Here is a 24,569-nt window from a genome sequence, read left to right on the forward strand (position 1 = left end):
TCCAATCATATAAAGATATAAGTAAATGAGAATTACAAATTGCCATTCATTGGAGTTAAACGATTGTCAAAATTTTGATGAATTAAGTTCTTTAATTGATCGTATTGAAAAAGCAGTGGATGCTAATATTTTTCATTTGAATAATGGTACAATAAGTCATGGATGGCTGGGAGCATCAATGTTTTATTTTTATTATGCTCAGTTTAAACGTGAAGCTCATTTTTCTGAAAAGGCAGAAATTTACTTAAGTAAAGCACTCAAGCATTCATCATATAAATATTATGAAAATAAATATCCCACTGACTCTTATGATGCAAATCTTGCCTGTTTAGGGATTTTCTTAAATAAGGCATCTGAAAATAATTTATTGAATTTCGATCCTCAAGAATATTTAGAAAGTATAGAAGCAATGCTTCATCAACTATGTAGAAATAAAATCAAATTTTCTGATTTTAGCATTTTTTCTGGCGCATTAGCAACTGGTAATTTTTTACTTAATACGTCACCTTCAGAAAATAACAATATTCTTTTAACACAGATTGTAAATGCGATCGAAGCAAATGCTATTTCAGATGATTCTGATGGAATCTATTGGAGTAGCCCTCGCTTATATGATAGGATTTATTTAGGCCTATCTCATGGCTCTTGCATGATCATTTCTTTTCTTTCGGATGTGTATGCACGTGGTTTAGCTCAGGAAAAATGTAAGAAATTAATAAATGGAGCAATTAATTTTGTACTGAAGCATAAATCAAATAATCTAGGTGAGATTTTTCCTCATTTTATACATGAAAAGAAACTACAAGCTCAGTTTACCCTTTGCTACGGGGACTTGGGAGTTGGTTACAGTTTATTGAAGGCAGCAAAAATTTTAGCTGATAGATCTGTTTTGAAAGAAGCTAATGAAATACTAAGAGCTTGTAATAGTATTAAGTTTGAAAGTATGCTGACATTTGATGCTAGCATTACCTACGGAGCTTCTGGAATTGCTCTATTGTATGAGAGATTAGCTCGCTTGGAGCCTAAAAACCTAGAGTATTGGAGAGCCTACCAATACTGGATGGAGGTAATTCCACGCTATTCCTTGTCTGAAAATAGTTATTGCGGATTCCAATCTCATTTTGCTACTGAATCAGATATCTTTAATCTATCCTATGATTGGGGAATCATGGGAATCGGTATTACTTTAATGAGGTATTTAGATGGTAGTTTACCAGACATGGAGGGGATTTCGCGTGGGATTTAATATTAATTACTCAAGCATGGAAATTGATGACTTTGCAGCCAGCATGTATAAGTTATGCGATTATAAAATTGATGAACCTGATTATCTATTAACTGGTAATCTAGGTAAAGTATTATCTCTATTAAATTTAGCAGAGTACCATAAAGATGAATATTATTATGATACTGCGATTAGTCATTTGAACCAGGTAATAAAAAGAATAGGAGATGACCAAGGAGTTAAATTTACGAATGCAATTAGCAACGGTCTGGGCGGACTAGGATTCTGTTTATTGTTTTTACAGAGGAGTAGTTTTTCAGACCCTTCTAACAAGGGTTCTGAGTTGCTTTCATGGATAGCAGATCAGGTTTACAAGCAGTCAAAATCTCAGATCGCAGAGTCAGATTTTGATACTAATTATTCAGCAATAGGAGGGATTAACTTCTTAACTAAATATCATAGTAATATATATCAAGATTATGACCGATTAGATAATTTAGCAGATCTTTTATATTCACAAATAAATGATTTTAATTTTGGTCGAGTATTAGCTAACAAGCGGTATCAAGAGGGTGGTAAATATCATATTCAACTAGGAATAGCGCACGGTGTTAGTGGAATAGTCTTAAGCTTACTAGCGCTTCAAAAAGTTGTAAATAACAAAAAGATTGATGAAATGATCCGTCTATCACTGGAGTTTTTAGCGTCTTTCTATAAACCATACCATCAGAATGAACAATGTTTTTTATTTCCTAGGTCAGTAACCTTGGAAGGAAAACCTCACCTTCAAGAAAAAACAACTGCTAATATTGGTTGGTGCAGTAGTGATTTATCTGTTGCATATACTTTTTTACTAGCTGGTAAACAGCTTGGTCAGGAACGAATATTCCAATTTGGAAATGAGGTCTTATCAGATTTTTTAAAATTTGATCCTGATCTTTTACCAATTGTTGATATAAACTTATGTCATGGATTTGCCGGTTTCTCTTTAATATTCAAAAGCTGTGCAGATTTAACAAATAGAGATGATGCACGCATGGCTGCTTATTCTTACAGAATAAAAACTATAGAAAATTTGGGAAGGAGGTCCCATGATAACTTCTGGTTTGGAAAGTTAGGTGCCTACAATGTTATTATAAATGAAATAGTAGGAGATAAGTTAGGGTGGAATGAATTATTATTTCAAAATTAATTACTACTAAGATGAAAATAAGCTTATTAGAGTTTGGTGAAGGTCTGACCGAAGAAAATGGTTTAGTCCGGTTGAAAAATGTATTTGATTATGCAATCAAAGCAGACGAATTAGAGTTCAGTCGGTTTTGGTTAGCTGAGCATAATCTATTTAATCGAAAATCCGCTTGGGGCTGTCCTATTTCTTTAGTACCTGTACTTGCTAGTATAACAAATCGGATCAGGATTGGTACTGGTGGGATTTTATTAAAACTTCATAATAGTTTTGATACTGTTGCTCAGTTTAAATTATGGAATGCCATTTATTCTAACAGATTAGATCTAGGATTAGCCAATGGAGGAGTAACAAAACAGCAATTGGAAATTGCAAATCAAAATAATGAATCCTTTGATCAGAAATTTGAAGAGGTTTATTCTTTTTTACACGAAGAGGATGAATGGTTTAAGAAAGAAATTATTGTACCACCTTATAAAGGGGTGCCACCAGAGCTTTGGGCTTTAAGCGGATCTGCCTTTGGTTTTCATCGTGCACTTAAATATGGGACAAACTATGTTCGTTCTATTTTCCACGAGAACTCAGACTTAAAATATGAGAAAGAAGCTTTCGATAATTTTAAAGACGAATTCTTTAACCGACACGGAAGAAAAGTTAAAACAATGTTAGCTATTTCAGGATCTTGTTTAAAAGATGAAAAAAGGCTTAGAGAACTGCGAAAGCTAAGTGATAATGATGAAAAAAATCATCTGATAGGTAATCTTGAGTACTTTCGAGAAAAAATACCAGCGTTATTGGAAGAATATGGAGCAGATGAAATATTGTGGAGAGATATGAATCGAGATATCAAAGAAAAAATGGAGGCGCTAGAACTGCTTTCTGAATTTATACCTGAAGGGACTACGCATTTAAATACTATTAGTTAAAATATATTTCTTCGATAAAGAGTAACTTAAGACTTTTGATTTCTATAGCGGGAAATAATCATCTTAATTTATAAGGTTCATTGATTTTGATGAAGAAGGATAACTCTTGAATAGCATTCAAAATATCGGGGTATTTTTGACGCATAGAATACTCTTCATTATTTAACGACCTCATTTTTACTTAGGAAGTGTTTGTGATACTTATTTTACAATTAGATTATTAAGATTTTAAGACGGAATCTATAAATTATTTACAATGAATAATTTCATCATAAATAGAGAGCTGGAATTTATCAGCGACTATCTGCAAGAAAATATTCAGCAAGTGAAATGTGTTGAAGGACTGTTCACTGGTTACCTCGGTACCTTGATTTTCTTTGTAGAATACAATAAACGCAAAAATTTATTTGATGAGCTGATAAATGATTTAACGGCAAACCTTATAAATGACATCAGATCATCCAAAGTTGATAATTTAGATCTGGCAAGCGGTTTATCAGGATATCTTTTTACTTTATTCTTTTTGGAAAAGAATGATTATTTGGAAAGTGGAGCTACAAGAAAACTATTTGAAAGTCTAAAGCCTACATTTGTAAAAGTAATAAAAGCAAAAATTGCAAATGGAGATTTTGATTTCCTGTATGGATATATCGGAATTTTACATGTATGTAATAAAATTGATAAGCAGTTTGTTGAAGAATATGAGTTTATAGAATTAATCCTGGAGGATCCGAAAGCTAAATTGCCTTGGAGATACAATAAAGAAGATAACAATCAGAAACTGCAAAATAAGAGAATTGACTATGGCTTCGCTCACGGAGTTCCTAGCATCATAAGTTTTTTGCTCAAATGCTATGAATCAAACGGTGGTCAGCAATTGAAAGAGGAGTTATGCTTAGCTGCAGAGTACCTAGGTTCAATTATCAGTTTGGATGGGCTCAGTTATTTTACTTATTCGAGTTTTAGTAATGATTCTACACGATTAGCTTGGTGTTATGGGGATTTACCTAATGCTATATTATTAGCTCGATTATGCCACTCTTTAGAGCTTAAGTCTTCAGGTAAAATGTCAGAAAAGATTTTAAATACTATAATTACTGAAAGGTGTTCAGTTGAAAAAAATGGTGTTTTAGATAATTGCTTATGTCATGGCTCCCTAGGCATATCTTTTCAATTTAACTATTATCAAAAGCTTTTTAATATTAATACCTTTCAAAATGGAGCTAAACATTGGTTGGATATTGCAATCAATTATCAATTTAATACAGGGAATAAGTATTTTCCTCATTCCGATGTAACATCAGGCCCCCTATATGATACGGAGAAACATAGTATGCTGGAAGGAATTACTGGCTGTGGTTTGGCTTATTTGAGTTTATGTAATAATAAAAGACTTTTATGGGAAGATCTATTGATGATAAACTAAGCCACTCAGTTTGAATACCAGCTCTATATTTTTGTAAATAAAGATTATTTTCTAGTTTACAGTGTATCTGTTTCAAATATACTTGCAAAACTTTCACTTACCGCTGATCTCGAAATTTCGCAGATATCTCAAAAAATTCTTATCTACTTGTTAATTAAGTAGTGCCTACCATTAAGTCTATCATTCCTTTGGTAACCTGTTAATAACAACTTTTCAATTTTAAAAAATAGTCATTCAATAATATAAATTTATCAGGGAGTAGATTGGAGCAAGAAATGTGTTTTATGGTTTGCCATAGAAAAAAGGAATAAAAGAAGACGGGACTTAATAGTAATTTCACACAAGTTTTAGTTTGCTAGCGCAAAATTGAATTCCATTGATGAATGCATTCACTCCTTCTCATTTCTTACTGTAGTAAAATGAAAGTCCTATTTGATTATCCTAGGTGGAGATTTCTGTGTTACTACAAAATCTTGTTTGTAATATGGGCTCTTCTGAAAGCCTTTTTTATTTTCTAGTATTTTCTTCCTCAGACAGATTTTTTTGTCGATTAAATCTTCCGAATATTGTTAAGAATTCACAAAATAGTGGTGCAAATTATTTCTATTTCTGAATAGAAAACTCAGCTCAACAAAACTGCTTATTACTTCGACCAATTTTAAATAAGTGATTTTCACTAATACGTCTAACGCTATTACCACTATGTCTAAATATTTATGTGTAGGTCAAAAGAAGTGAGATATTTCGAATGTTATTTGATCAATAGCACAAAAAAAATTTAAACCATTAAATTATTTAAAAATGAAAAAGAAGAAAAATTTAAACCCGCTTGAATTAGACAAAGAAACAATTGCAAAATTAGACGAAAAGCAATTAGAATCACTAGCTGGTGGTAAAAATGACCCTGATGAGCAAGATGAGGCTACATGTTTCCTAACTAATATCAGAATTAGTTTACGTAAATGTGGTGACGAATCACTTGATAGAGAAGGAGGATGTTGTAATACAACTGTTATAGCAGAATAAGCATTTTCTTTTAGTCACAAAATAAGGCTGCCAAATTTGGTAGTCTTGTTTTCTATTTTTAAACCTATTGGGATGCAAATATCAAAGAATTTAAGATATTACTTATTGAGAACACCGGTGCTTCCAATAGAAGAGGCATTTGAGTTTATAGAAGCAGATTTTAATCAGAATAAGGATCTTATTGCAGATAAAATTTCTAAACCATTTATTGAAGATTCATTCTTTTTAGCTTCACCGGATTTTATGACTGCACTTAAAAAGTATATGAGTGAAGTAAAATACTTTTCTGTAGATGATAAAGTAGTAAAATCATTTTATAAATATTTTGTCCGAATGTCCAGCCGCTGCACTCCTTTCGGCTTGTTTGCAGGCTGTGCTGTGGGGACTTTTTCTGATCAAAGTAAGATAAAATTTGATTCCAATAAGTATAAGTCCGTTTCTAGGCTAGATATGTATTATGTTTCAGCAATTACTGATTACTTTAATAAGATTCCTCTCCTGCGAAATCAGCTTCGGTTTTTCCCTAATGAAACCATTTATCCCAATGGAAATAATTACAGATATATTGAATACATAAATACTAGATCAAGCAGAAGTTATAAAATATCTGGTTTTTCAGGCAACTCTTTAATATGTGAACTGCTTCAAGTAGCTCAAAAGGGTATGTATTTCTCTGAATTGAAGCGGTTCTTGATAAATAAAAAATTTAAAGAAGAAGAAGTAGATAACTACCTTCAACAATTAATTGAATCACAAATTCTAGTAAGTGATTTACTTCCCTCTATTACTGGAGAAGAATATTTCACGGTTTTAATTGAAAGACTTAAAAAACTGAATTCTACTGAAGATATAGTTCGGGACTTGGAGGATGTTAATTCAGTGGTAAAGAAGGGTCGATGGTCGGAAGAAAAGAAAGTTACCATCGAGAAGATATTAAGTAAGTATATTCCGATCGATACCAAAAATATAGTTCAAACTGATTTGTTTTTTAATACGGTAACAAATACGGTGAATAAAAGTGTTATTTCAGAAATAAGCAAGCTAGTTACTGAATACACCAGCTCAGAAGAATTTCAGAGTCCTTACAGCATGGGCGATTTTGCTATCAAGTTCCAAAAGAAATATGGAGATCGTGAAATTCCTTTATTAAGAGCATTGGATAATGAGACCGGTATTGGTTACAAGGTTTCAGATTCTAGTAGTACAGCATATATGCCGTTACTGGAGAATATGAAATTTTCAAAATCTGGGTACCACAGTCGAAATAGTTGGGATAGTAGCAAAGGGAAAAAAGTTAAAATCTTATTAGACGCTTTAAAGAAAGGGTTACAGAGCGTAGATTTGAAGAGTTATTCACCGAAACCAAACCAGACTGCAAGGGACAAAATGAAGGTACCCAAAAGTATGTTTATGTTTGGAAGTCTTCTTTCTAAATCAACTGAAACATTAGATTCTGGAGAATTCAACTTTTTATTATCAGCAATCGGAGGTCCATCGGGAGCTAACCTCCTAGGTAGATTCTGTAGTGGTGATCAACAACTTCAACAGTTTGTCCAAGAGTCATTACAAGAGGAGGAAGCTACAAATGAGGAAATTATTTTTGCTGAAATAGTTCATCTTCCGGATGGAAGAACCGGTAATGTAGTAATGAGACCCACTCTTCGAGATTACGAAATTCCTATACTTACGAATAGCTCTGTTGATGAAGAACATACCATTAAACTGTCTGATCTGCTGGTTTCTGTAATCGGTGATAAAGTTGTTGTAAGATCAAAAAAATTGAATAAAAGGGTTATACCACGGCTAACTAATGCTCATAATTATCACAATGGTTTGCCTGTATATAAGTTTTTGAGTGATCTCCAGTTTCAGGGTTTTTGTCGACCTCATTTATGGGAGTGGTCTATTTTAGCTGACCAACCATTTCTTCCAAGAATTCAATATGGGAAATTAATATTAGAAAGAGCAACCTGGAATTTGAGCAAAGCATCATTTCTGAAAAGACCTTCAGATGAAAGTCCTTCTGAATATTTCAAACAGTTGAAAGAGAAGCTTAATATGCCTGATAAAGTCGTTTTAGTTGAAGGAGATAATGAATTATTGCTGAGCTTAACTTCCCTGATCAGTGTAAATATTTTGACAGATAAATTAAAGAAGAGGGATATAAAACTGAAAGAGTATTTATTCAGTTCTGAAAACACTTTTATTAAAGATGAAAAGGGAAGTTATGCCAATGAATTAATAGTTCCTTTTTCGACAGTTCATGAGGAACCAATCTATTCCAATAGTGGCCGATTGCAAAGGCAAATAGCAACACCAGAAAAGAGAGCTATCCTTAAGAGAAATTTTAAGGTAGGAGATAGTTGGATATACTTTAAGGTATTTACTGGTAGCAAAACTGCAGATAAAATTCTAATAGACATCATAAAGCCATTATCAGAAGAATTATTAGTAGAAGGGGTTATAGAAAAGTGGTTTTTTATTAGGTATGTAGAACATGGTAATCATATTCGTGTCCGATTTTACAATTCTCAAAAAGCTGACTTTTGGGTCGAAGTGATTAAGAGAATGAAAGATGCTTTCAGTTCACTTCAAGAAAATGGATTAGTGAGTCAAATGCAAATTGATAGCTACGACAGAGAAATTGAGAGATACGGGAATGCTACAATGGAATTAAGTGAGCAGATGTTTTTTTATGACAGTATTGCTATCACAGAATTTCTAGATTTGATTGATGGTGATACTGGTGAAGAATACCGCTGGTTACTAGCACTTCTTAATATCGATTCCTTACTCAACGACTTTCAACTTACACTTCACGAAAAATTCCAGCTATTAAGCCAATTGAAGGAATATTTTTATGAAGAAACCAATAACGGTAGTAAGAATAAAAGTTTATGGGTTAGTCTAAATAACAAGTACCGACAATATTCAAAAGTGATTTTTGATTTATTAGATCAGAATACATTTGAAAAGGAAGATATATCCGAGGCTATACAGTGCTTTAAAAGAAGATCTGAAAGAAATAAAATTTTAGTAGGAGAGGTATTGTCTAAATTTAATTCTGATAAAAAAGTAAGTGACGTTTCTCTTTTTAGTTTCTTAAGTAGCCATATCCACATGACGCTCAATAGAACTTTTATTGCAAAGCAGAGAATACATGAAACGGTTATCTATCATTTATTAGCTAAATATTATGATTCTAAACTTTCACGAATAGAAAGTTTGAGAAAGAAAAACATTAGTTCTCAACTTCAATTAGAAAACTCATGATGAATTCAAAGTCTACTTTACTAATAATAATATTTCTTTTAGTCATTTGCATCGGTATAATGGCTCAAAATTCTATAGATTACCAACAACCGGTAGAAGGTATTCAACGAATTTTAGAAAGCGAACCAAATCCGGAAATAAACTTAAGTCCTGATGGTAAGTACGTTGCAATTTGTACATATGACAGGTTTAACAAGGGACCTAAAAGAGGTACTATTCTTAATTTGGCTGGAGTTTCCTTTAATACTCTAACGAATATGCCAGGCTCAGGCTCTTATTATAGAGATATTAAAATTAAAGAGGCAACTTCAGACTCTACCGAATTAAGCTTTTCAGGCTTACCCAACAATATTGAAATTGTCAATTACAAATGGTCGCCAGATAGTAAATATATAGCTGCTGCAATAAAAGAAAATGACAGAATATCCCTTTGGCTTTTAACAGTTGATTCAAGAACAGCTAAGATGCTGTATAATGGTGCATTGAATTTTTCACTGATACGAGAGAATATTTTTGAATGGCTACCGACAGAAAATGCTATTGTGTTCACAGCTGTATCGGAGAGAAATCCTGATTTATTGTCTTTACCTGATGCTAAGCCGAAGGTTTTTGAGAATAAGAACTCATCGGAACCTAGCAGAACTTACCAAGGCCTATTGGAAAGTGAGCATGATGAAAAACTATTTGAATATTATGGAATCAGTCAATTGAAAAAAGTAAATGTGGTTTCCGGAAGAATAACAAAACTTAACAGTCCTGGTGGGATTTTGAATTTTCAACCATCTCCAGATGGACGCTACATTATGGTGCATTTGGTCAAAAAGCCTTTTTCATATGAGTATACGGTGCACCGTTTTCCTTCAGAGTTGATCCTCTTAAATAATTCTGGAAAACTAATAGAACGTATAGAAGTACCGCGAGTGGTAAGGCCATTAGGGAGAGATGCAGCATATAACGTAAAGAGAAATTTTTCTTGGCGAAATGATAAAAATGCAACATTAACTTGGGTGCAATCTTTAGATAATGGGGACCCCAATGAAAAAGTGGAAAAAAGAGATGCTCTATATAGTTGGCATGCTCCCTTCAATGAAACTCCTTCTATAGTTTTTTCAACAGCTTTGCGATTTAATGAGGCAATCTGGGTTAATGATACACTAGCTATAATTAAAGAAAAATGGTGGAAAACTAGAACTGTTAACTGGTTACTGATTAATCCTCAAACTTCACAATTAATTGACACCGTAGGCCATTATAATAGCCAAAGTATTCTAGAAAGCTTGGGTGATCCAATAGAAATCCAGCAAAATGGAATCAATACTTTATTATTTAGGGATAGCAGTTTGTTGCTTAGTAGAGTGTACTTAAATGAAGAAAAGGAGGTAGTACCATTTTTGGAGACGAGAAATTTGTTCACGGGCAAAACTGAAATACTTTGGGAATCCAAAGCACCTAATTATGAATTTCCTGTTACCATGATTAATGATGAAAATTTAAATATTCTTTTTATTGCAAGACAATCAGCTAATGTTCCAATAAACTTGGTTCGATATGAAATAGAAACAAAAAACAATGAACAAATAACTTTTAATGAGAATAATTTAGAGATTTTCAACTCAGAGTTAGCCCAAAAGAATTTATTTTATTATCGAAAGGATAGTGTCAAACTTGAAGCCGAGATGCTCTATAATAAAGACAGTTTGAAAAATGGTGGGATCAAGGGGGCTATTGTATTTGCTTATCCTATTGATTATATCAATTCCAGCAGTGCAAATGAACATGACTATTACCCATACAAATTCCGAGCAAATTTATCACTTCAAAAATTGTTAGCTCTTTCAGGATATCTAGTATTTGATAATACTTCTTTTCCAATAATTGCAACAGAAGGGAAACCAGCTAATGATTCGTATTTGCAACAAATTGATATGAATTCAAAAGCAGTTATTGATGCTTTGAAGGAAACAAAGATCGTAGATACAAACCAAGTAGCAATTATGGGTCATTCTTACGGTGCATTTATGGTTGCTAATGTACTTACTCATAGTAATTATTTTAGAACTGGTATTGCAATAAGTGGAGCTTACAATAGAACACTGACCCCATTTGGATTTCAAAGAGAATACAGGACCTATTGGGAAGATCCAAAAATGTATAATAAGATTTCACCGTTTCAAAATGCCGACCAGTTGAAGAATTCAATTTTGCTTTTTCATGGTGAAAATGACCAAAATCCAGGGACACATTATCAGCAGTCAGAGAGATATTTTGAAGCCTTGAAAGGCTTAGGCAAGGAGGTAAGGTTTGTGTCATTACCTAATGAAGAGCATCAGTTTATACTATCATCAACTTATTCTCATATCATTTGGGAAATAGACCGATGGCTGATAAATCAATTTAATTCCGTTTCTGTTGACGGATATGCGCCTAAAGTTATGTCGGAGTAAATAAGTAAGAACGTCTAAGCTTTTAAGGCATTTGTCTAATTAAATATGATTAAAAACAATTGTTTCAGAAATTTAAATAAAGCTTAAAAAATGAAAATATTTAAGAAAACAAACAGGAAGAAGAATATTTCGGAGTTTAATGGAGTTTTGCTTGATTCTGATCAAGCTGCGAAAATGAGCGGAGGTTTTAAGGAGTACAAACCTGAGATTTATCAAAGTTATAAATTTAAAAGGCGTAAGGCAATGTTGTCTGATTTGTTCGGAGCTGGAGATGAAAACATTTAAAAGAGAAAAAAATGAAAAAAAGTAAGACGAGTAGAAAGAATATTAAAGAATTGAAAAAACTAGGTCTTTTTGGAGATTCTGAAAAAGATTTAAATGAAAAGGACATGGACAGCTTAGGAGGTGGAAAAGGTGACACTACAGTGGATACACAATGGCCAACGGTTAGTGGTCAAAAAAATGACTAATATTTATCATGCACTCAAAATTCAAATTTTATAAGCAACTTGATTATATGGATTGTGGTCCCACTTGTTTGAGGATGGTGAGTGCTTTCTATGGAAATGAATATACTTTAGATTATTTGAGGTCAATTTCTCATATAACTAAAAATGGAGTTAGTTTTCTTGGTTTGAGTGAAGCTGCTGAGAAAATAGGTTTTAGAACATTAGTAGGGAAAATATCCTATGAGCAATTGAAGGAAGAGGTCCCTTTACCATGTATTCTTCACTGGAATCAGGATCATTTTGTGGTTCTTTATGATGTTAAAGAAAAAAATGCTTTTAGAAAAAAGGATAAACTTGTTATCGGTGATCCAGGTCATGACCTAGTAGAGGTGGATGCAGAAACCTTTAAGAAATGCTGGATTAGTACTGAAGATGGAAAAGGAGTTGCATTATTAATGGAAACAACCCCTGAATTTTATTCCTATAATCAGGACAACAGTGGAGCTTCTAAAAGTAAGGATGTAAGTAGTATTGGATTTTTGTTGCAGTACCTTAGGCCTTATAAATCCTATTTTTTTCAAATATTTCTTGGCATGATTCTGTCGAGTTTTATAAGCATGTGCTTTCCATTTTTAACACAAAGTTTGGTGGATTTTGGAATAAATAAACAAAATGTAGATTTCGTTTACCTTGTTCTTATTTCTCAACTAAGTCTCTTTTTGGGAGGTGTATTTGTTAATTTGATTCGAAACTGGATCCTTCTTCATGTCAGTACCCGAATTAGTATCACTATAATCTCAAATTTTCTTATCAAATTGATGAAATTACCTATCAATTTCTTCGAATCGAAAAATATTGGAGACATCACACAACGAATAAGTGATCATCACCGGATAGAAAGCTTTCTCACAGGGTCCACATTAAGTACACTGTTCTCAATTATCAATTTGATTATATTTTCGATAGTACTAGGTATTTATGATCTCAGATTCCTTTTAATATTCTTTATTGGAAGTGCAATTTCAGTAGGCTGGATTTTCTTATTCCTCAAGAAAAGAAGAGATATAGATTATAATAGATTTCAGAGAGGTAGAGAAAATCAAAATAGCATTTACGAGATCATTACGGGAATGCAAGAAATTAAACTATACAATAGCCAAAAATCAAGGAGATGGGAATGGGAAAGAATTCAATCAAAGCTTTTTAAAATAAATATCAAGAGCCTGGCATTAGAACAATACCAGGAAATAGGGTCAACATTTTTCACTCAGCTAAAAAATATTTCTATTTCTTTCATGGCAGCAATACTGGTAATAAATGGTCAAATCACCTTAGGAGTAATGCTTAGTATATCCTATATCATTGGGCAGATGAATGGACCTTTGAACCAACTTATTCAATTTGTTAGAACAATTCAAGATGCAAAAATTAGTCTTGAGAGATTGGGAGAGATTCACAACAAACAAAATGAAGAGAAAAGTGATGATACTCAGTCAGCAGATTTGAATGAAGAAAGCTTTGGTCACTCTTTAAATCAGGTGTTTTTTGCCAAAGGCCTTAATAGTCAGTTTAAATCTGGGATCAGCTTGGATAACGTTAGCTTCCGATATGGGTCTGAGAAATCATCTATGGTTTTGAAAAACTTGAATTTGCATATTCCTAAAGGTAAAGTAACAGCAATTGTAGGGGAAAGCGGTAGCGGAAAAACAACCCTTTTGAAACTGCTACTGAAATTCTATACTCCAACGGAAGGAAATATATCTGTAGATGGTAGTAATTTGAACGATATTTCAGCAAAACTGTGGAGGAATCAATGTGGAACTGTAATGCAAGATGGGTATATATTTTCAGATTCTATAGCGCGCAATATCGCTCTAGATGGTAAAAACATAGATGAGGTGAAATTAATGAATGCCGTACACGTAGCAAATGCGCATGAGTACATATCTCAGCTGCCATTAGGCTTCACTACCCGCATAGGTAACACAGGTTCAGGTTTAAGCGGTGGCCAAAAACAGCGGATTTTTATAGCCAGAGCAGTTTATAAAGAGCCTAATTATATGTTTTTTGACGAAGCTACTAGTGCATTAGACTCCAATAATGAAAGTATTATAATGGAAAATTTGGATGAGTTTTATAAAGGAAGAACAGTCTTGGTCATTGCCCACAGGCTAAGTACCGTTAAAAAAGCTGATCAAATTATTGTAATGAAGCAGGGAGAAATAGTGGAGCAAGGCACACATATCAGCTTGGTTAATCAAGGTGGTTATTATTATGAGCTTGTAAAAAATCAATTAGAACTCGGAGCAGCTTAATCAAAGAATATGCCAATTGATAACTCACTAAATTCAGAGCAACAAAGCCATGAAATGGAAGAGATTGTAGGTAAAGTCCCAAACTGGATTACCAGGTGGGGAATTACAGTCTTATTTTTTGTAGCTTTAATTGGTGCTTTTATAAGTGCCTTCATACAGTTTCCTGATACTATATCTGCAGATGTCATTATACAGGCTTTGGAGCAACCAGGAAAGGTCTCTTTAACGAGAGATGATGCAAGTCAAGAATTTATATTCATGGTTAAAGATGAAGATTTTGTTAAACCTGGTGACACTCTATTTATTCATAAGAATGATAAGCTCAAAATCAATAAACCGATCATTACTCCAATGTCTGGACAAGTTTTTATCACAAAAGGAATTGATGCCGATAATACTCAAGATTATCTTGTTTGGGTGGTTCCTAAAACCACAGATTTCGAAGTCAAATTAAAGTATCCCTTAAAAGGATCTGGAAAAATTGAAAATGGTCAAGAAGTTGTTATTAATATTCAGAATTATCCACCCTCAGATTTTGGATATTTGACAGGTAAAATAAGCAAAATATTACCAGTGCCCCTAGAGGGACAAATGCAGGCATATGTAAAATTAGATAGTATGAAATTGAAAACAAACACTGGTAAAATATTGCCACTAGATTATTTAATGGAGGGAAAAGCTGAAATAATTTTAGAGAATAGGACTATTGCAAAAAGAATATTTGGTAATATTTTACCTTAATATTTAATCAGTTTAGGTTTTATAGCATTTAATTCTTTAATTGGGATTAATTTCTTTAGAACCAAAACCTATGCAATGCTTACGATATTTCAGCCAAACTTTAGAAAGAAGGCCTCTTTTTCCATATAATTTACACTTAAATAAACCGTACAAAGTAACCGTTTTTCATAATAAGTGGTTTGAGGAGCTCATTTACTGGTCATCTCCTCATTTATTCAAAGAATTACTAAAACTTAAAGCTGGTAGTCTAAAATCCGAAAAAGAAGGTAAAGTACTTAGGAGTCTGTATAGCTATTTAGTTAGATCTTATTCAAGACCAACTCCTTTTGGTATTTCAGCAGGCTTTTCTTTAGCAAATCTAAAGTATTATAATAAGAAAATCCTAAATTCTGGTAAAATAGGAAGTGCTAACCCATCTTACTATAAGAGATTAGTTTCTCCTGATATTAGATTTTTCTCCGCCTTACTGAATTACATATTAGACAAAACTGAGATTTTCGAAAAAATACGATATTTTCCAAATCCTTCAATTTATAAATTGGGAAATACTTTTAGGTTTCATGAACAATTATCCAATGGGGAGTATAGAATTTCCACAATAGAGGTTGATTCAGTTATCGAGAAATTACTTCACGAAATAGACATGAAGGGTGCTACATTTCATAATATTCTAGATTTACTTGGTAGCGACTTTGATTTCAAGGAGAGAAAAATTTTTGTAAAAGAACTTATTGCTGAAAATGTATTAATCAATGAATTTCAATATTATAAATTAGATCAAAACGCGTTAAATAACCTGATTGACTTGCTTAAATCAGAAACCACAGAAGTTTCTTTATATCTACTTAATTTATTGATTTTATATCAAGGACTAATTAACAAACTTGAGAATTCTGAATTAGGTGATTATTTCTATGAAGAAATCGAAAAACTGAAAGAAGACTTTATACCAATAGTCGGTTCGGCTAACGTAGAAAATATGTTTCATATTGATTTAATGTTGCCTACATCCAACAGCGCTGTTAATGAGAAGGATCTTAAATTGATATCCGATGCAGTTGAAAACTTAAGTAAAATTTTAAAGCCTCGGAACTTCATAAACGAAACTGTTGAGGAGTTTAAAAAAGCATTTTTTTCGAGGTATAACAATGAAATTATCCCCTTACTAGCGACACTTGACAATGATACAGGCTTGGGATTTCCTGTTAATACCAATTTTGGAATGAATAATAATTCAGCGATCTTTGGGGATATTACGCTTTCAAATCAGAAAAAAACCAATGCATATCCAAAAATAGTTCCTTCTATTTTTAATAAAATCGAGAGTTTACAAGTACATGATAATGAAATCGATTTAATTAACTTGGATTTAAGTGGGCATAAGAGCCAAATAAAACTATTACCTACTACTTTTTCTATTGTTGGTTCTAAACTACCAGACGGTCAAATTTTATTAACAGCTATTTCAGGAACTTCTTCTCTTAATCTGCTTGGCAGGTTTTCGTATAAAAATGTTGATCTTGAGAACCTGTGTAAAGAAATACTAGACAAAGAAAGTAACAACAACAATTTAATATTTGCCGAAATAGTATTCATTCCTGAAGGTAAGGCTGGAAATATTGTAAAAAAGAAGATCGCATCAAAATATTATATTCCTATTAATGCTGGTATTAAAATCCCAAACAAACAACCTATACCTCTGGATGATCTTTTTGTAACTATTGAAGATCACGAAATAGTCTTGTTATCAAAAAAGCTGAACAAGCGAGTGATTCCACGCTTGTCTTCTGCTCATAATTTTGAAAACTCTTCATCGGTTATTTATAAATTTCTCTGCAGTATACAATGCAAAAACTCTTCTAGTATCTTGACTGAGAGCTTATTTAAATTAGAAGGATTCAAAAGAGGCCCAAGGATAAAATTTAAAAACCTTATACTTCAACCAGCTTGGTGGAAATTAAGTACCGCAGAACATAGACATTTATTTAAGGAGAAATTCGATCTTCAATCATTTAAGAACTTTATTTGTGATCTGAATCTTCCCGAAACCATTGCTGTAAAGAAAGGAGATAATGAGTTGCCATTAAGATTATCTGATGAAATAAGTTTAAGAATACTTTGGGATCACTTGAGAAAAGATAAGAATATTGAAGTAATTGAGTGGTTACATTTTGATAATACTAATACAAACGAACAGAAATTCACTAACCAGTTTATTCTTTCCTTGTATCAAGAAGATAAGAAAGAATCTATAGAAAGAAATTGGTTTTCAAATAATAGTTCAAGAAGATACTTTCTACCAGGCACTGAAGTTATTTCACTTAAAATATATTGCGGTTCTTTTATATCCGACCACTTGTTAGAACTTATTTTGAATAGATTAGGAGAGGAGGTTGCAGATAACCAAACAGTAAATAAATTCTATTTTGTAAGATATACAGATCCACACTATCATTTACGCATAAGGTTTTTTCTAAAAGATTATTCTCATAAAACCTATTTGCAAGTATTTAGCAGTTTAATGGAACAAATTCATGTATATAAAGAAGAAGGTTTGATTTGGAAGATTGAGTTAGATACCTATGAGAGAGAACTAAAAAGGTATTCTCCTCTAGACATTGAATTAGTAGAAAGTATTTTTTATCACGATTCGAAATGCTTTTTGTATTGTCTTGAAGAAATCTCAAACAACGATAGTGACTTAATTAGAATTGTTCTAGGAGTACATAACCTTCAAAGTTGGCTTGATTTAATAGATTTTGATGTTGATGAAAAAATTGGTTTTCTCGATGAACGCATAGCAGTTTTCAGAAATGAGTTTGAAGATGAAATTGACATAAATCAAGTTAATGATCTGAATAGTAAATATCTGGAAGAATATCAGGTTTTTGAAGAAAGTAAAATATTGGATTTATTAAGATCTCGAAACGCCCGTATAAAGGAAGTTTTATTACAATGCAATACCAATAAAGAGGAGCTAACTTTAGTTTTAAAAGATTTGATTCATATGAGCCAAAATCGTTTCTTTTCAACGGCACAAAACTTGAACGAATATATTGTATATGAATTAGCGAAAAAGGTTAATAATAAAATGAAATTTTTACAGAACTAATTATGGAATTAGTCGATAAATATTATGCTAGCATAAGGGTTGGATTTATAGTATTCATATATCTAGTTATATCGGTTTTTAATGCCTTACTCTTTCGTCTTGACTCCCTGCAGCTACAGTATTTTGTATACTGTCTGATTAATTTTGGACTGGTAATTTCTAGTTATTTGTTGATCTTTAGGGTTTTCAGGTTATCAATTTCTTTTACAATCAGGTTTGTTTTATTTATAATTCTACTTTATTGCCTCTACTATATAGTATTTGTACTCAGTATTTTTTCTTTAAATATCTTAGAATTGGGTTACCCAAAGAACGTTATGTTCCCTAAGCTGGATAAACTATATTCCTTTTCTTCTGTTGAAGAACTTTTTAATAGAGAGAAGTTCTCTTGGATGTCAGGGTATTTTTATTTTCATCTTCTAATTTTAATTACTGGAGGATTAGCTGATACGTATAGGTCATCACTAAAGAAAAATATGGAGTTACAAAAGCTTAACAGTAATCTGGAACTCGATATGCTTAAATCACAAATAGAACCTCATTTTCTCTTCAACACTTTAAATAATATATATAGACTTGTTATTGATAATGAGAAGGCTGCAAACACCGTACTAAAGTTGTCGGACTTATTAAGATTTACACTTTATGAGAGTAATAATAAAGTGATTCCGATCAGTGATGAAATCCAATTTCTTGAAGATTATATTGAGCTAGAAAAAATTCGGCATCACGATAATGTTAGTATTTCATACGACTTCTCTGAAGTACAAAATGATAATTATAAAATCGCACCTCTACTGTTTGTGAATTTTATTGAAAATGCATTTAAACATGGTGTACATCATACCATTGAAAATACATTTGTACTTATAATATTGAAACAGTGTAACGAAAACCTAGTTTTTACCATTAGTAATAAAATACCTTCCACCAAGAGAAAAACATCTAAAGCAGGAGGAATAGGCCTAGAAAATGTTTGCAGAAGATTAGAATTATTATATCCACATAAACATGAATTAATAGTAGAGAAAGAAAAAGATATTTTTACTGTCAACCTTAAAATACAGATGATATGAACTCGAATTTGAAATGCATTATTATAGACGATGAACCCTTTGCTCAAGATGTAATCGAAAAGCACTGTGAGAAAATACCCTTTGTCGAAGTTCTTAAAAAGTCAAATAATGCTATTGAGGGTTTGAAGGATATTGAAACTTTAAAACCAGATTTAGTTTTTATGGATATACAGATGCCTACAATGAATGGTATTGAATTGATAAAAATACTAAACAATTTTAAGCCAAAAATTATCATTACAACAGCTTCAAAAGATCATGCTCTAGAGGGATATGAACTTGATGTTAGTGACTATTTGTTGAAACCTATATCATTTGAACGTTTTTTTAGAGCAGTTAATAAAGTATATAATTTATTAAAAGTTAATATTAATTCTGTAGTTAAGGAAAGTAATGAGCAGGCTACATCAAACTCTTACTTCTGGGCCAAAGTGAATGGCAAACTATTACATATTAATTTTGAAGATGTTCTCTTAGTAAAAGGGATGAAAGATTATGTTCAAATCTTTTTGCGAGATAGAAAGATAATAACATATCTTACTATGAAACGAATATTAGAAATTTTACCTGAAAATGAATTCATGAGGGTAAGTAGGTCTTACATCGTTAAAATATCCTCAATTAGAGGAATAAATGGTAATATATTAGAGACTGTAACAGAGGAAGAGATAATAATAGGGTCTACTTATAGAGACATTATAAAACATGAGGCAAATAAGTGGTTAAAATAATATGTCTACATTAAATTAACCTTCGTCTATAGTAGAAATACCTTGATCTAAATTCCTTGGATAATAATATTGATCTGGCTTATTTGAACTATCAATCAAAAAAAAAGAGCTATGAAAAAGAAACTACCAAGCATCAAGAAAAGAATTGTAAATAGAACTAACATCAACTCAAAAAAGAATTCTATTATCACTATTATCCCAACTGGATTTGGTGTATAAAATTTTTGGGAAGATAAATTTTAAACTAGAGTAGAAATGCTCTAGTTTTTTTGTTTTAAAGAATTAAAGTAAGTGAAGAATCAGCTAATCTTATTTCTTTACCTCAATTAGCCCTTCCTGATATTCATGAAATTTTTTCATTACATATCGAATTGAACGATATGTATTCAGTAAAACAGTTCTTAATTCAACTTTATTTACCCAGATTACTTTTTCAATACCTTCTTCTTTTTGAGGCTTCATTTTATCATCTGCCTTTAAAGTCATATGATACCAACTAGTCTTTTTCAAATGGTTTTTACCATTTCTTGTATAGGTATGCCATGTTTTACAAACCTTTGGGCCTAATTCTACTTTAACATTGCACTCTTCCTCTACTTCTCTTACAGCAGCTACATTTACTTTTTCTTTCTTTTCTAATTTACCTTTTGGTAAATCCCACTTTTTTAATCTATAAATAAAAAGATATTTATTCTTTTTAGTAACAATTCCTCCAGCTGCCTCTACAATTTTAAATTCCTTTTTAAAATCTTTTACTACTTTCGTATAGTCAAAAACTTTAACGGTAAGCGAATCTAAATTTTTATTCTGATCCGAAGATAAGAATTGATAGAAGTCCATAATATTCTTAAGGCTTCCCTTCCTTATTAATACATCATCAATCAGATTATCATATCTAATTTTTTCTTTTTCAGCATCAATAATTAAATCATAATGTTCTCTGTCAATTTCCCTATCCATAGGAACTAAATATAGAGGTACATCATTTATAAATACTTTCATAGGAATTGTTTTGTGCCATGCAATTAAAAGAATAATTCAGAATGTGCCAATTAATAAATATGGAATTTGAAATATATTAATTATACGCATAGCTACATTATAAATTTAAATAATAGGCCTACTTTTGTTATGAATATCAAATAGTTGAATTACTACTGAATTAAAATATTATTCAATGAATTATCTGTCAGTTGAAAATGTCACCAAAAGGTTTGGGGAAAGGGCTCTTTTTGAAAATATATCGTTTGGACTTGCTCAAGGAGAAAAGATCGCATTAGTGGGGATAAATGGATCAGGGAAATCAACTCTTTTAAAGATTTTAATGGAAGAGGAAACCGCAGATTCAGGTGATTTTAGTTTTCGAAATGATATTAAAATAGGGTTTTTATCTCAGAATCCTCAATTCGAAAAAGGTTTAACAGCAACTGAAGCAATATTTAATACTGATCATGAGTCTTTGAATATTATTAGAGATTACGAAAAATTGGCTAACAAGTCAGAAATGAATGAAAAGGAACAAGGGCAGTTTCAAAATTTAATGGAGAAGATGGAGGCACTCCAATTATGGGATTATGAAAGCCAAGTTCAGCAAATTTTAGGTCAATTAGGCATTCACGATATTCAACAAGTAGTTGAAAATATGTCAGGTGGCCAAAAGAAGAGAGTTGCTTTAGCTGCTCAATTAATTGTAAAGCCCGATTTTTTAATTCTTGATGAGCCCACTAACCATTTAGATATAAATGTAATTGAATGGTTAGAAAACTATTTGCTTACGCAAAATATAACACTCTTAATGGTAACCCATGATCGCTATTTTTTAGACAGAATATGCAATGGTATCATAGAAATTGACCAACAACAGATTTATAAATACAAGGGTAACTACGAGGAATTCCTTGTAAAGAAAAAGGAAAGAGAGGAGGCTGAGCAGATTGAGGTTGATAAAGCCCGAAATCTCATGAAGAAAGAGCAAGAATGGATGAGAAGAATGCCCAAAGCTAGGGGGACAAAAGCAAAATATAGAGTTGATGCATTTCATGATTTGAAAGAAAAGGCATCTAAAAATTTGAAGAAAGATACTGTAGAGTTAGAAGTATCTCAAAAAAGGCTAGGAGGGAAAATCTTAGAACTTAAAAATATTTCAAAAAGCTTTGGAGACAAACAGCTTTTTGAAAACTTTAATTATGTATTCAAGAAAGGTGATAGAATTGGTATAGTTGGGAAAAATGGAGTCGGTAAAAGTACATTTTTAAATATCCTAACTCAAAAAATAGAGTCAGATACTGGAGAGATTGATCTAGGAGTTAACACTTCTTTTGGATATTATAAGCAACAAGAGATACAATTTGATGACAATAAGAAATTAATTGAGGTTGTATTAGAAATTGCAGAACATTTTAAATTGCCCGATGGTAGCGAGATATCCGCATCTCAATTTCTTAATAAATTTCTCTTTCCACCTAAACAACAACATGATTTTATCCATAAATTGAGTGGAGGCGAAAAAAGGAGATTACAACTATTAATGGTATTGATTAAAAATCCAAACTTTTTGATTTTGGATGAGCCTACTAATGATTTAGATCTTCAAACATTAGACATATTAGAAGATTTCCTTAATCGTTTTAATGGTTGCTTAATTATAGTTTCCCATGATCGTTATTTTATGGATAATTTAACCGATCAACTTTTCTTATTTGAAGGAGATAATCAGATAAAAATATTCAATGGTAATTATTCTGAGTATAGAACTCAACAAGGACAGCTGGAAAAGCAAATAGAAGAAAAGAAAAAAGAGGTATCTGTAAAAGAAAAACAAAAAGATACTCAAAAACAGAAGTTATCATATAAAGATAAAAGAGAGTTGGAATCCATTGATCATGAAATTCCTAAACTTACTCAACTAAAGGAAGAGTTAGAAAATATGCTTGCGAAGGGAGAAGGTGATGCGGATGATTTTGCTAAATGGGGTAAGGAATTAAATGAGATAAATGAAAAATTAGAAGAGTTGGAAATGAGGTGGTTAGAATTAAGTGAATTAGAAAGTTGAAACCATATTTATCTGGTTTAGAATAATTAAAAATCTAGATTTTAAAATCTCATAATGTTTTTTGAATAAAATATTGAAAGCATCTTTTCAATTTAAAATCATTAACTATATTTGCATCCCGTTTCAAGAATGCCTTGGTGGCGGAATTGGTAGACGCGTTGGTCTCAAACACCAATGGGGTAACACCCGTGCCGGTTCGACTCCGGCCCAAGGTACTATTAAACAATAAAAACCCTCTTAAATTAATTTTTAAGAGGGTTTTTGCGTTTACAGATTATTATAATCTCTAGAAATATTATTTATCTTGATCCATTCGACAAAAAGTCACATTATATATTCCATATTTTTTAGTCTGTTTTTTTAGAGAGTATAGTTGAAAGTGTACAATTTAAAAATTCTACAGCTATATGCCAATCACATAATTCAAACAATCCTAATTATATAGATTAGCATTTGATATCAATAAAATAAGCACAGCTATTCGGAATAAAACACATGTTTTAGGTTATCAAAACTTAATAAAAATTAGGAGTACACTGCTAAGTTTTTCGAAAACGGGAAAGTTCGTGGAGTTTAAAGCCTTAATTTTCAGTTGTTTGACGTGGAAATTATAAAAATAATCATTATATTATTTCATATAATCGATGTTTCGCCTCGCTAAAACATAGAAATTATGAAAAAGTTAGTTATAATCGTTTTAAGTACTTGTCTTTCAATTTCTGTAGGCTTTTCACAAAGAATTGGTGTTTTAATGGATAGTTATGTAGTGGAAAGATGGATGAATGATAGATATCATATATGTGATCAGATCAAAACACTAGGAGGAGAATCAATTGTAGAGGTAGCCAATGGAAATGCGGATGTTCAGGTAAGTCAGGCGAAAGCGCTTATTGATGATGGTGTGAAAGTTTTAATAGTAGTGCCAGTTGATATTCAAAAAGGATTAGAGATTGTTGATTATGCGCAGGAAAAAGGAGTTAGTGTAATTGCCTATGACCGGATTATACCATCAGAAAATACAGACTTATATTTATCATTTGATAATGAAATGGTTGGAGAACTTCAAGCTAAGGAAGCTTTAAAGCACGCAAGAAAAGGAAATTACATTTTGATCAACGGACCCAAATCAGATTATAATGCGATCTTGTTTAGAAAAGGACAACTTAAAGTATTGAACCCCTTAGCTAGAAAAGGTGAAGTAAATATTTATAAAGATATAGTGCTCTCTAATTGGGGTGAGTTAGATGCATTTTTAGAAATGCAGGAGGTATTCATGAAACTAGATAAAGAGATTGTAGCTATTATTGCAGCAAATGATGCTTTAGCAAACGGAGTGATTTCAGCACTTAGTAGTAATGAAATATCAGAGAAAATCTACATAACAGGTCAAGATGCTGAAATTGAAGCAGTAAGGAACTTAAAGAAAGGCTTGCAAGATATGACTATTTATAAACCAATTAAACAATTGGCATATTTAGCCGCTGAAAGTGCTATGAAAATAGCAAATGGTCAGATTATTGATGAGGCAAAAGATTCTAAGATTGCTGGAGTAATGGTAAAATCAATTTTACTGAATCCAATGGTAGT

General features: G+C 31.9%; 17 protein-coding genes and 1 tRNA gene (1 of these 18 running past the window's edge). 17 read left to right on the plus strand and 1 reads right to left on the minus strand.

Translation table 11 applies throughout. The features are described 5' to 3' along the window. Positions 1-25: 25 nt before the first annotated feature. The 14 genes from QYS47_RS05925 (at position 26) to QYS47_RS05990 (ending at position 19,930) form a co-directional block, all read left to right on the plus strand. Positions 26-1,246: a lanthionine synthetase LanC family protein gene (locus QYS47_RS05925; protein WP_322348029.1), complete on the plus strand. Its 1,221-nt coding sequence runs from the start codon at positions 26-28 to the stop codon at positions 1,244-1,246. A 16-nt stretch (positions 1,247-1,262) separates the two neighbouring features. After that, the gene (locus QYS47_RS05930) at positions 1,263-2,417 is read left to right on the plus strand and encodes a lanthionine synthetase LanC family protein (RefSeq protein WP_322348030.1); all 1,155 of its coding nucleotides are present in this window, start codon (positions 1,263-1,265) and stop codon (positions 2,415-2,417) included. Positions 2,418-2,428: 11 nt separating this feature from the next. After that, complete coding sequence (locus QYS47_RS05935; RefSeq protein ID WP_322348031.1) at positions 2,429-3,337, plus strand: LLM class flavin-dependent oxidoreductase; 909 nt, start codon at positions 2,429-2,431, stop codon at positions 3,335-3,337. A 256-nt stretch (positions 3,338-3,593) separates the two neighbouring features. Next, a complete protein-coding gene (locus QYS47_RS05940; RefSeq protein WP_322348032.1) occupies positions 3,594-4,763 on the plus strand; it encodes a lanthionine synthetase LanC family protein in 1,170 nt (389 codons plus the stop codon). An 801-nt stretch (positions 4,764-5,564) separates the two neighbouring features. After that, positions 5,565-5,789 carry a class I lanthipeptide gene (locus QYS47_RS05945; protein ID WP_302127303.1) on the plus strand — a complete coding sequence of 75 codons (225 nt, stop codon included), beginning with the start codon at positions 5,565-5,567 and terminating at the stop codon, positions 5,787-5,789. A gap of 72 nt (positions 5,790-5,861) precedes the next feature. Continuing rightward, entirely contained in the window at positions 5,862-9,062 is a 3,201-nt protein-coding gene (locus QYS47_RS05950) for a lantibiotic dehydratase (protein WP_322348033.1), read from the plus strand. Beyond that, positions 9,059-11,506: a S9 family peptidase gene (locus tag QYS47_RS05955; RefSeq protein ID WP_322348034.1), complete on the plus strand. Its 2,448-nt coding sequence runs from the start codon at positions 9,059-9,061 to the stop codon at positions 11,504-11,506. The genes QYS47_RS05950 and QYS47_RS05955 overlap by 4 nt, the downstream gene beginning before the upstream one ends. A 90-nt stretch (positions 11,507-11,596) precedes the next feature. After that, positions 11,597-11,791, plus strand: coding sequence for a hypothetical protein (locus QYS47_RS05960; protein ID WP_322348035.1), 195 nt, complete (start codon positions 11,597-11,599; stop codon positions 11,789-11,791). Positions 11,792-11,802: 11 nt separating this feature from the next. Further along, positions 11,803-11,976, plus strand: a complete 174-nt coding sequence (locus QYS47_RS05965) for a hypothetical protein (protein WP_322348036.1) — start codon at positions 11,803-11,805, stop codon at positions 11,974-11,976. 8 nt (positions 11,977-11,984) lie between these two features. Continuing rightward, entirely contained in the window at positions 11,985-14,270 is a 2,286-nt protein-coding gene (locus tag QYS47_RS05970) for a peptidase domain-containing ABC transporter (protein WP_322348037.1), read from the plus strand. Between the two features lie 9 nt (positions 14,271-14,279). Then, positions 14,280-15,011, plus strand: coding sequence for an HlyD family efflux transporter periplasmic adaptor subunit (locus tag QYS47_RS05975; RefSeq protein ID WP_322348038.1), 732 nt, complete (start codon positions 14,280-14,282; stop codon positions 15,009-15,011). Between the two features lie 70 nt (positions 15,012-15,081). Then, positions 15,082-18,123 carry a lantibiotic dehydratase gene (locus QYS47_RS05980; RefSeq protein ID WP_322348039.1) on the plus strand — a complete coding sequence of 1,014 codons (3,042 nt, stop codon included), beginning with the start codon at positions 15,082-15,084 and terminating at the stop codon, positions 18,121-18,123. A gap of 317 nt (positions 18,124-18,440) precedes the next feature. Continuing rightward, a complete protein-coding gene (locus QYS47_RS05985) occupies positions 18,441-19,199 on the plus strand; it encodes a sensor histidine kinase (RefSeq protein WP_322348040.1) in 759 nt (252 codons plus the stop codon). After that, on the plus strand, positions 19,196-19,930 hold the full coding sequence (locus tag QYS47_RS05990; RefSeq protein WP_322348041.1) for a LytR/AlgR family response regulator transcription factor: 735 nt from the start codon (positions 19,196-19,198) through the stop codon (positions 19,928-19,930). The genes QYS47_RS05985 and QYS47_RS05990 overlap by 4 nt, the downstream gene beginning before the upstream one ends. Before the next feature lie 309 nt (positions 19,931-20,239). Here the strand turns inward: QYS47_RS05990 and QYS47_RS05995 are convergent, their stop codons facing one another. Further along, positions 20,240-20,932, minus strand: a complete 693-nt coding sequence (locus QYS47_RS05995) for an NUDIX hydrolase (RefSeq protein ID WP_322348042.1) — start codon at positions 20,930-20,932, stop codon at positions 20,240-20,242. 175 nt (positions 20,933-21,107) lie between these two features. Between QYS47_RS05995 and QYS47_RS06000 the strand changes: the two genes are divergently transcribed. The 3 genes from QYS47_RS06000 to QYS47_RS06010 all read left to right on the plus strand — a co-directional run. Beyond that, entirely contained in the window at positions 21,108-22,982 is a 1,875-nt protein-coding gene (locus QYS47_RS06000) for an ABC-F family ATP-binding cassette domain-containing protein (RefSeq protein ID WP_322348043.1), read from the plus strand. Positions 22,983-23,113: 131 nt separating this feature from the next. Further along, positions 23,114-23,197: transfer RNA gene (locus QYS47_RS06005), tRNA-Leu, on the plus strand. Positions 23,198-23,655: 458 nt separating this feature from the next. Continuing rightward, positions 23,656-24,569 carry the 5' portion of a substrate-binding domain-containing protein gene (locus QYS47_RS06010; RefSeq protein ID WP_322348044.1) on the plus strand. Its footprint extends 79 nt past the window's final position, so only the first 914 of its 993 coding nucleotides appear in the window; the start codon lies at positions 23,656-23,658; its stop codon lies beyond the right edge, outside the window.

This window comes from Marivirga arenosa, assembly GCF_030503875.2.
GTDB classification, from domain to species: domain Bacteria; phylum Bacteroidota; class Bacteroidia; order Cytophagales; family Cyclobacteriaceae; genus Marivirga; species Marivirga arenosa.